Source organism: Pseudomonas sp. GW821-FHT01D09, from assembly GCF_059422465.1.
The window spans coordinates 1-8,125 of sequence record NZ_JBWKWY010000062.1 but is presented as its reverse complement, the minus strand read 5'-3'; the positions used below and the strand labels follow the sequence as shown (position 1 = coordinate 8,125).

Sequence of the window (8,125 nt, the reverse complement as noted above, 5' to 3'; positions counted from 1 at the left end):
CGATGGCGGTGTGTCAGTAAACACATCCGGTGACTGACACACCGCCATCGCGAGCAAGCCCGCTCCCACATTTTTGACCGAGTACACACATTGGTTCAGTGGCGACTCAGAAATCCTTGCACAAGCGCAGGGCGTCATAGATCGCAGCATGGGTATTGCGCTGGGCCACACAGTCACCGATGCGGAACAGCAAGTAGCCCTCCCCCGGCTCGCTCAGGCACGGCTGCGGCTTGATCGCAAACAGCGCCTCGACGTCCATCTGCCCCTTGTTGCGCGCCCCTTGCTTGAGGGCGTAGTAGATTTCTTCATCCGGGCGCACGCCGTTTTCCACCACCACCTGGTCCACCACCCGCTCTTCCTTGGCGCCGGTGTATTCGTTCTCCAGCACCGCGATCAGCTTGTCGCCCTCGCGGTAGACCTTCTCCAGCATCATGTCGCCGGTCATGATCACTTCCTTGGGGTACATGCTGCGGTAGTAGGTCGGGAATGACGTCCCGCCGATGGCCACGCCCGGCTTGATGTCGTCGGTGACGATCTCCACCTGGCAGCCCTTGTCGGCCAAAAAGTCGGCCACCGACATGCCGGTGAATTCACAGATGGTGTCGTACACCAACACGTTCTTGCCCGGTGCCACTTTGCCGTCGAGCACGTCCCAGCTGCTGACCACCAGGCCTTCGGCCGCGCCCCAGTGTTCGTTCTGCTCGATAAACGGATGCCCGCCCACCGCCAGCACCACCACATCGGGGCGCAAATCGAGGATGGTCGCGGCATCCGCCGCCACGCCCAGGCGCAGGTCGACATTCAGCCGCGCCAGTTCCAGCTGGAACCAACGGGTGATACCGGCGATCTGGTCGCGCTGCGGTGCCTTGGAGGCGGTGGTGATCTGCCCGCCGATAAAGTCTTTTTTCTCCAACAGGGTCACGTCGTGGCCGCGCTCGGCAGCCACCCGCGCCGCTTCCATCCCGGCCGGGCCGGCACCGACCACCACCACTTTGCGCTTGGGCCCGGTGGATTTCTCGATGATGTGCGGCACGCCCATGTATTCACGGGAGGTCGCGGCGTTCTGGATGCACAGCACGTCCAGGCCCTGGTACTGGCGGTCGATGCAATAGTTGGCGCCGACGCACTGCTTGATCTGGTCGATCTGGCCCATCTTGATCTTGGCGATCAGGTGCGGGTCGGCCATGTGTGCGCGGGTCATACCGACCATGTCCACGTAACCGCCTTCGAGAATGCGCGTGGCCTGGTTCGGGTCCTTGATGTTCTGCGCGTGCAGCACCGGGACCTTGACCACTTCCTTGATCCCGGCGGCCAGGTGCAGGAACGGCTCCGGTGGGAAACTCATGTTGGGGATCACGTTGGCCAGGGTGTTGTGGGTGTCGCACCCCGAGCCGACCACGCCGATAAAGTCGAGCATGCCGGTGTCGTCGTAGTATTTGGCGATCTGCTTCATGTCTTCGTGGGACAGGCCATCGGGGTGGAACTCGTCGCCGCACAGGCGGATGCCCACGCAAAAATCCGGGCCGACTTCGGCGCGTACGGCCTTGAGTACTTCCAGGCCGAATTTCATCCGCCCCTCGAAGCTGCCGCCCCATTCATCGGTACGCTTGTTGACCCGTGGGCTCCAGAACTGGTCGATCATGTGCTGGTGCACCGCCGACAGTTCCACGCCATCCAGGCCTCCGGCCTTGGCCCGGGCGGCGGCGCTGGCGTAGTTGCCGATCACCCGCCAGATTTCTTCCGGCTCGATGGTCTTGCAGGTGGCACGGTGCACCGGCTCACGCACGCCGGAGGGCGACATTAACGTCGGCCAGTTGAAGCCGTCCCAGCGGGAGCGGCGGCCCATATGGGTAATCTGGATCATGATCTTGGCGCCATGCTTGTGCATGGCATCGGCCAGGTTCTGGAAGTGCGGGATGATGCGGTCGGTGGACAGGTTCACCGAACTCCACCACTCCTGCGGGCTGTCGATCGCCACCACCGAGGAGCCGCCACAGATCGCCAGGCCAATGCCGCCCTTGGCTTTCTCTTCGTAATACCTGATGTAGCGCTCGGTGGTCATCCCGCCGTCGGTGGCATACACCTCGGCGTGGGCAGTACTGAGCACGCGGTTACGGATGGTCAGTTTGCCGATCTGGATCGGCGCAAACATTGCTTCAAAAGCCATGGCACGGTCCTCGGCTTACAACGGCTTGACGATGAACAGACCGTCGTCGTGGCCCTCTTCGGAGCCTCCGTAGACTTGTTCGGCGACGGTGCGGATGTTGCTGCCGCGCGCTTGCAGAATCTGGTCCATGGCGCCGGCAAACCAGCCGGTGAACATGTAGTCCACTTTGCGCCCGACCTTGCCGTACACATAGACAAAGGCCGAGTGTTCGAGCTTGACGCTGGCGGTGCCTTGGTCGAGGTCGATGTCCTGGATCTTGAACAGGCCCCAGCCGCGTTGCGACAGGCGTTTCATGTAGTGCTCGAACACCGCGACGCCTTCCAGGCCGTGGCATTCGGCTTCTTTTTCACACCAGTGCCAGGCGGATTTGTAGCCGGCCTTGTAGAGGATTTCGGCGTAGGCATCAGCGCCCAGCACCTCTTCGATGCCCATGTGGTTGTTGACGAAGAAATGACGCGGCACGTACAGCATCGGCAGGGCGTCGGAAGTCCAGACACCGGTTTCGCTGTCGACTTCGATAGGCAATTGCGGGGCGATCTTGGCCATGGAAACTCAACTCCAGAAAATTCGGTTTAGTGCCCGCCACACGGATGGCAGCGGGAAAGAAAGCAGGGCTTATTCGCCCCAGACGTCCTTGAGGACGTTGACCCAGTTCTCGCCCATGATCTTGCGCACCACGCGCTCGCTGTGGCCGCGCTTGAGCAGGGTCTCGGTCAGGTTGGGGAACTCGCCCACGGTGCGGATGCCCAGCGGGTTGATGATCTTGCCGAAGCTGGTCAGGCGGCGGGCATAGCCCTTGTCATGGGTCAGCATTTCAAAGAAATCCTGGCCATGGCCCTGGGTGAAGTCGGTGCCGATGCCAATGGCGTCTTCGCCAACGATGTTCATGGTGTATTCGATGGCTTCGGCGTAGTCGTCGATGGTCGAGTCGATGCCCTTGGCCAGGAACGGCGCAAACATGGTCACGCCGACAAACCCGCCGTGGTCGGCAATGAACTTGAGTTCGGCATCGGATTTGTTGCGCGGGTGTTCTTTCAGGCCCGACGGCAGGCAGTGGGAGTAGCACACCGGTTTCTTCGATTCGAGGATGACTTCTTCGCTGGTCTTGGAGCCGACGTGGGACAGGTCGCACATAATGCCGACACGGTTCATCTCACCGACGATCTCGCGCCCGAAGCCCGACAGGCCGCCATCGCGCTCGTAGCAGCCAGTGCCCACCAGGTTCTGGGTGTTGTAGCACATCTGCACCACACCGACGCCGAGCTGCTTGAAGATCTCCACATAGCCAAGCTGGTCCTCAAAGGCATGGGCATTCTGGAAGCCGAAGATGATGCCGGTCTTGCCTTGCTCCTTGGCGCGGCGGATATCGGCGGTGGTCTTCACCGGGATCACCAGGTCGCTGTTCTCGCGGATCAGGGTCTGGCTGGCCACGATGTTATTGATGGTGGCCTGGAAGCCTTCCCACACCGACACCGTGCAGTTGGCGGCGGTCAGGCCACCCTTGCGCATGTCCTCGAACAGGTCGCGGTTCCACTTGGCAATGATCAGCCCGTCGATAACGATGCTGTCGGCGTGCAGTTCGGCTGGGCTCATCAGGCGTCCCCTTATTGGCGATTCATGCGCCGAATCGTCTGCCGGCGCTTTGGGGCCAGCATATGCCCAGGGGCTGACGGAGCCGGGTGCAAAAACGACAGGGGAATTGCCGAAAGCGTCAATCCACGACAAAGGGTGCACGGACGTGTCTGTTCTGTATCTGTTCTTTGGCCTACGCTTGAGCCAGAATTCGACCCATCCACTGATATGAGAAGGCGCAATGAAACCGATTTTCCTGGCTTTGGCACTCCTCGCCACCGGCGTCCACGCGGCCGAAGACACCGACAGCACCCCGTGTGATGGCATCGAAAACGACAAACAGACCATCGAATGCGCCGCCTACAACAAAACCACCGCCGAACAGCTGCTCAAGGATAACTACCAGGGCCTGCTGGAACGCATGGGTTCTACCTACGCCAGCAACAAGGCGCAGCTGGCGGACATCACCGCTCGTCTGAAGGATGCCCAGCAGAAGTGGGAAAAACTGCGGGATGCCGATTGCGCGGTGGACACCTTCCCGGCCGTCACCGGCACCAAGGCCTACGCCATTGCGCAAAATGACTGCCTGGCGCGGATGAGTGATGAGCGGTCGGAGTTTTTGGAGTCGATTGGCCAGGAATAAGCGACAATCGCGCCCTTCTTTCCTCTGAACCAAGGCCACCCCATGACGCTCTGCGGCATCGAAATCAAAGGCAGCGAAGCCATCATCGCCGTTGCCGCCCCGGACCTGACCCACATCGCCCTGGCCACCAAGAAAATCGCCCTCGAGGACGATGACGAGGCGGCCAACGTCAAAGCCTTCGCCAGCCAGGTGGCGGCGTTTGTGCATGAAAACGGCATCACCCGCATTGCAATCAAAAAACGCAGCAAAAAAGGCGAATTCGCCGGTGGCCCGACCACATTCAAGATTGAAGGGGTGCTGCAGTTGCTCGATGGTGTTGAAGTGACGCTGCTGTCGCCGCAGACCATCAATGCGCAGAACAAGAAGCATGACTTTGCGTTGCCGGCGACGCTGAACAAGTATCAGCATGAAGCCTTCAAGGCGGCATGTTCGGCACTGCTGAAAAAGTAAGCCCCACCACAAATCCAATGTGGGAGTTGGCTTGTGTGGGAGCTGGCTTGCCTGCGATGCAAGCACCGAGGTGTGTCAGTCACACCGCAGTGATGCGATCGCAGGCAAGCCAGCTCCCACATTGAATAGGTGCTCATTCAGGTATGTGCGAAGTTTGAGTCAAACCACCTCCCGTCGCCGATCCTCCCGTGGGCACTTGGCAAATCGCGCCCGGTAGCTGCGGGTAAAGTACGACGGCGACTCAAACCCACACGCGATACTCACTTCCAGCACGCTCATGCCGCTCTGGCGCAATAGCTGCCGGGCTTTTTCCAGGCGCAGGCCGAGGTAGAAGTTGCTTGGGGTGTCATTCAGATGCAGGCGGAACAGGCGCTCCAACTGGCGCCGTGTAACCTTGATCATCTGCGCCAGCGCCAGGGTGCTCAGGGGCGGCTCGGTGTGTTGCTCCATCTCGCCAATCACCTGCACCAGCTTCTGGTTGTTGATGCCGTAGCGCGTGGCAATCTGCATGCGCTGGTGATCCTTGCGCGGGCGGATGCGGCCCAGTACGAACTGTTCGGACACCTGGATCGCCAGTTCCGGGCCGTGGGCCTGGCTGATCAGGTCGAGCATCAGGTCGATGGAGGCGGTGCCACCGGCGCAGGTGATGCGCCGGCGGTCGATCTCGAACAGTTCCTGGGTCACCGTCAAGGCAGGATAGGATTCCTTGAAGGCATCGATGGCTTCCCAGTGCAGGGTCAGGCGGTAGCCGTCGAGCAGGCCGGCCTGGGCCAGGACGAAGCTGCCCGTGTCGATGCCGCCAAGGGTCACACCGTCATGGTCGAGGCGGCGCAGCCAGTGCTCCAGGGCCGGCGTCGCACACTCCAGCGGCTCAAAACCGGCCACTACCAACAAGGTCGCGCCTTTTTTCAGGGGCTCCAGCCCGGCGTCGGCATTGACTGACATACCATTGCTCGCCAGCACCGCGCCGCCATCGGCGCTCAGCACGTGCCAGCGATACAGCTCGCCGCGAAAACGGTTGGCCACGCGCAACGGTTCGATGGCCGAGATAAAGCCGATGGCCGAGAACCCCGGCATCAACAGAAAGTAGAAATCCTGGGACATGGTGCGCACTCGCGGGACGGGCAGCGTGGCCCCTGTGATACGCCAGTTCCAGCGCCCATTCAAGGGCGCAGGTCGCATCAGTGCAAAAGTGGGTCGCCGCCGGGCGTTTTGCCGGGCAGCAAGCTGGGTAACTTGGCGGCACGGCGCACAAAGACGCCGGAACCCACAATAACGACCTGCCGAGGGATCCCTCATGAACCGACTGATCAGCCGCTGCGTGCTCGCACTCAGCGCCGTGTTGAGCACCAGCGCCTGGGCCGCCGATGCCGCCTCCTGCAAGAACGTGCGCATGGGCGTGGTGAACTGGACCGACGTGATCGCCACCAGCGCCATGACCCAGGTGCTGCTCGACGGCCTCGGCTACAGCACCAAGCAAACCAGCGCGTCCCAGCAAATCATCTTTTCCGGCATTCGCGACCAGCGCCTGGACCTGTTCCTTGGCTACTGGAACCCGTTGATGACCCAGACCATCACCCCGTTCGTCGACGCCGGGCAGGTAAAAGTCCTCGACTCACCCAGCCTCAAGGATGCCCGCGCCACGCTCGCGGTGCCGACCTACCTCGCCGACAAGGGCCTGAAAACCTTCGCCGACATTGCCAGGTTCCAGAAAGAACTGGGCGGCAAAATCTACGGGATCGAGCCCGGTTCAGGGGCCAATATCCAGATCAAGGCGATGATCGCCAAGAACCAGTTCGGCCTGGGCAAATTCCAACTGGTGGAGTCCAGCGAGGCCGGCATGCTCGCCGCCGTGGACCGCGCCGTGCGCCGCAAGGAGGCCGTGGTGTTCTTCGGCTGGGCGCCGCACCCGATGAACGTCAATGTGCAGATGACTTACCTGTCCGGCAGCGAGGACGCCCTGGGCCCCAACGAAGGCATGGCCACGGTCTGGACCGTCACCACGCCGACCTACGCCGAGCAATGCCCGAATGTGCATCGGTTGCTGACCAACCTGACCTTCACCGCCGCCGACGAGAGCCGGATGATGCAACCGCTGCTGGAGCACAAGGACGCGCTCGAATCCGCCCGGCAATGGCTCAAGGATCACCCCCAGGACCAGCAGCGCTGGCTGGAGGGTGTGACCACCTTCGATGGCAAGCCGGCGGCGCAAAACCTGCAACTGAGCCGCAAATAACCTCTTTCAAAGCACCGCTTCGCAGCTGATACCGGCTGCGAACGGCATCACTACGCCTGCCTGTAAGGAACCCGTCCCATGAACCACGACGTCATCATCACCTGCGCACTCACCGGTGCTGGCGACACGACCGCCAGAAGCCCGCACGTGCCGGTCACCCCCAAGCAAATCGCCGCGGCAGCAGTAGAAGCGGCCAAAGCCGGTGCCACTGTGGTGCATTGCCATGTGCGTGACCCGCACACCGGCAAGTTCAGCCGCGATGTGGCGCTGTACCGCGAAGTGATGGAGCGCATCCGCGAGGCGGATATCGACATCATCGTCAACCTCACCGCCGGCATGGGCGGCGACCTGGAAATCGGCGGCGGCGAGAACCCCATGGCGTTCGGCCCCAACACCGACCTGGTCGGCCCGTTGACCCGCCTGGCCCACGTCGAGGCACTGCTGCCGGAAATCTGCACCCTGGACTGCGGCACCCTGAACTTCGGCGATGGCGACACCATTTATGTGTCCACCCCGGCCCAGTTACGGGCGGGTGCCAAGCGCATCCAGGAGCTGGGGGTAAAGGCCGAGCTGGAGATTTTCGACACCGGCCACTTGTGGTTCGCCAAGCAAATGATCAAGGAAGGCCTGCTCGACAACCCGTTGTTCCAGCTGTGCCTGGGCATCCCCTGGGGCGCGCCGGCCGACACCACCACCATGAAAGCCATGGTCGATAACCTGCCCGCCGATGCCGTGTGGGCCGGCTTTGGCATCGGCCGCATGCAGATGCCGATGGCGGCGCAGGCAGTGCTGCTGGGCGGCAACGTGCGGGTCGGGCTGGAAGACAATTTGTGGTTGGACAAGGGCGTGCTGGCGACCAATGGGCAACTGGTGGAGCGCGCCGGGGAAATCCTCAGCCGCCTGGGCGCGCGGGTTCTGAGCCCGGCTGAAGGCCGGATAAAAATGGGCCTGACCAAACGTAGCTAACTGTCGAAACCGGATCAAAAAATGTGGGAGCTGGCTTGCCTGCGATAGCGGTGTGTCAGTGCCAAATGCATCAACTGGCACACCGCTATCG

Annotated in this window: 8 protein-coding genes; 4 read left to right on the top strand and 4 right to left on the bottom strand. The window is 61.8% G+C overall.

Translation table 11 applies throughout. The features are described 5' to 3' along the window. Positions 1-106 precede the first annotated feature (106 nt). The 3 genes from dgcA to AC07W7_RS26965 form a co-directional block, all read right to left on the bottom strand. Positions 107-2,167 carry a dimethylglycine demethylation protein DgcA gene (gene dgcA / locus AC07W7_RS26975; protein WP_076962304.1) on the bottom strand — a complete coding sequence of 687 codons (2,061 nt, stop codon included), beginning with the start codon at positions 2,165-2,167 and terminating at the stop codon, positions 107-109. Between the two features lie 15 nt (positions 2,168-2,182). Then, positions 2,183-2,713, bottom strand: a complete 531-nt coding sequence (locus AC07W7_RS26970) for a 4-vinyl reductase (protein WP_076962305.1) — start codon at positions 2,711-2,713, stop codon at positions 2,183-2,185. Between the two features lie 69 nt (positions 2,714-2,782). Beyond that, positions 2,783-3,760, bottom strand: a complete 978-nt coding sequence (locus AC07W7_RS26965; protein WP_032858660.1) for a dipeptidase — start codon at positions 3,758-3,760, stop codon at positions 2,783-2,785. A gap of 220 nt (positions 3,761-3,980) precedes the next feature. Here AC07W7_RS26965 and AC07W7_RS26960 point away from each other — a divergent pair, with 220 nt between their 5' ends. Together AC07W7_RS26960 and AC07W7_RS26955 are read left to right on the top strand one after the other, a co-directional pair. Beyond that, on the top strand, positions 3,981-4,382 hold the full coding sequence (locus tag AC07W7_RS26960; protein ID WP_076962307.1) for a lysozyme inhibitor LprI family protein: 402 nt from the start codon (positions 3,981-3,983) through the stop codon (positions 4,380-4,382). 42 nt (positions 4,383-4,424) lie between these two features. Beyond that, positions 4,425-4,832 (top strand): DUF3010 family protein, encoded by a 408-nt coding sequence (locus tag AC07W7_RS26955; RefSeq protein ID WP_495040444.1) that lies wholly within the window; start codon positions 4,425-4,427, stop codon positions 4,830-4,832. A 159-nt stretch (positions 4,833-4,991) separates the two neighbouring features. Here the strand turns inward: AC07W7_RS26955 and AC07W7_RS26950 are convergent, their stop codons facing one another. Next, on the bottom strand, positions 4,992-5,936 hold the full coding sequence (locus AC07W7_RS26950; protein WP_099168699.1) for a GlxA family transcriptional regulator: 945 nt from the start codon (positions 5,934-5,936) through the stop codon (positions 4,992-4,994). Positions 5,937-6,129: 193 nt separating this feature from the next. On the opposite strand from AC07W7_RS26950, the gene AC07W7_RS26945 reads away from it, so the two are divergent. Both AC07W7_RS26945 and cdhC read left to right on the top strand, forming a co-directional pair. Next, positions 6,130-7,068: a choline ABC transporter substrate-binding protein gene (locus AC07W7_RS26945; RefSeq protein ID WP_495040443.1), complete on the top strand. Its 939-nt coding sequence runs from the start codon at positions 6,130-6,132 to the stop codon at positions 7,066-7,068. Positions 7,069-7,146: 78 nt separating this feature from the next. After that, positions 7,147-8,034 carry a 3-dehydrocarnitine:acetyl-CoA trimethylamine transferase CdhC gene (gene cdhC, locus AC07W7_RS26940; protein WP_197884014.1) on the top strand — a complete coding sequence of 296 codons (888 nt, stop codon included), beginning with the start codon at positions 7,147-7,149 and terminating at the stop codon, positions 8,032-8,034. Positions 8,035-8,125: the final 91 nt, after the last annotated feature.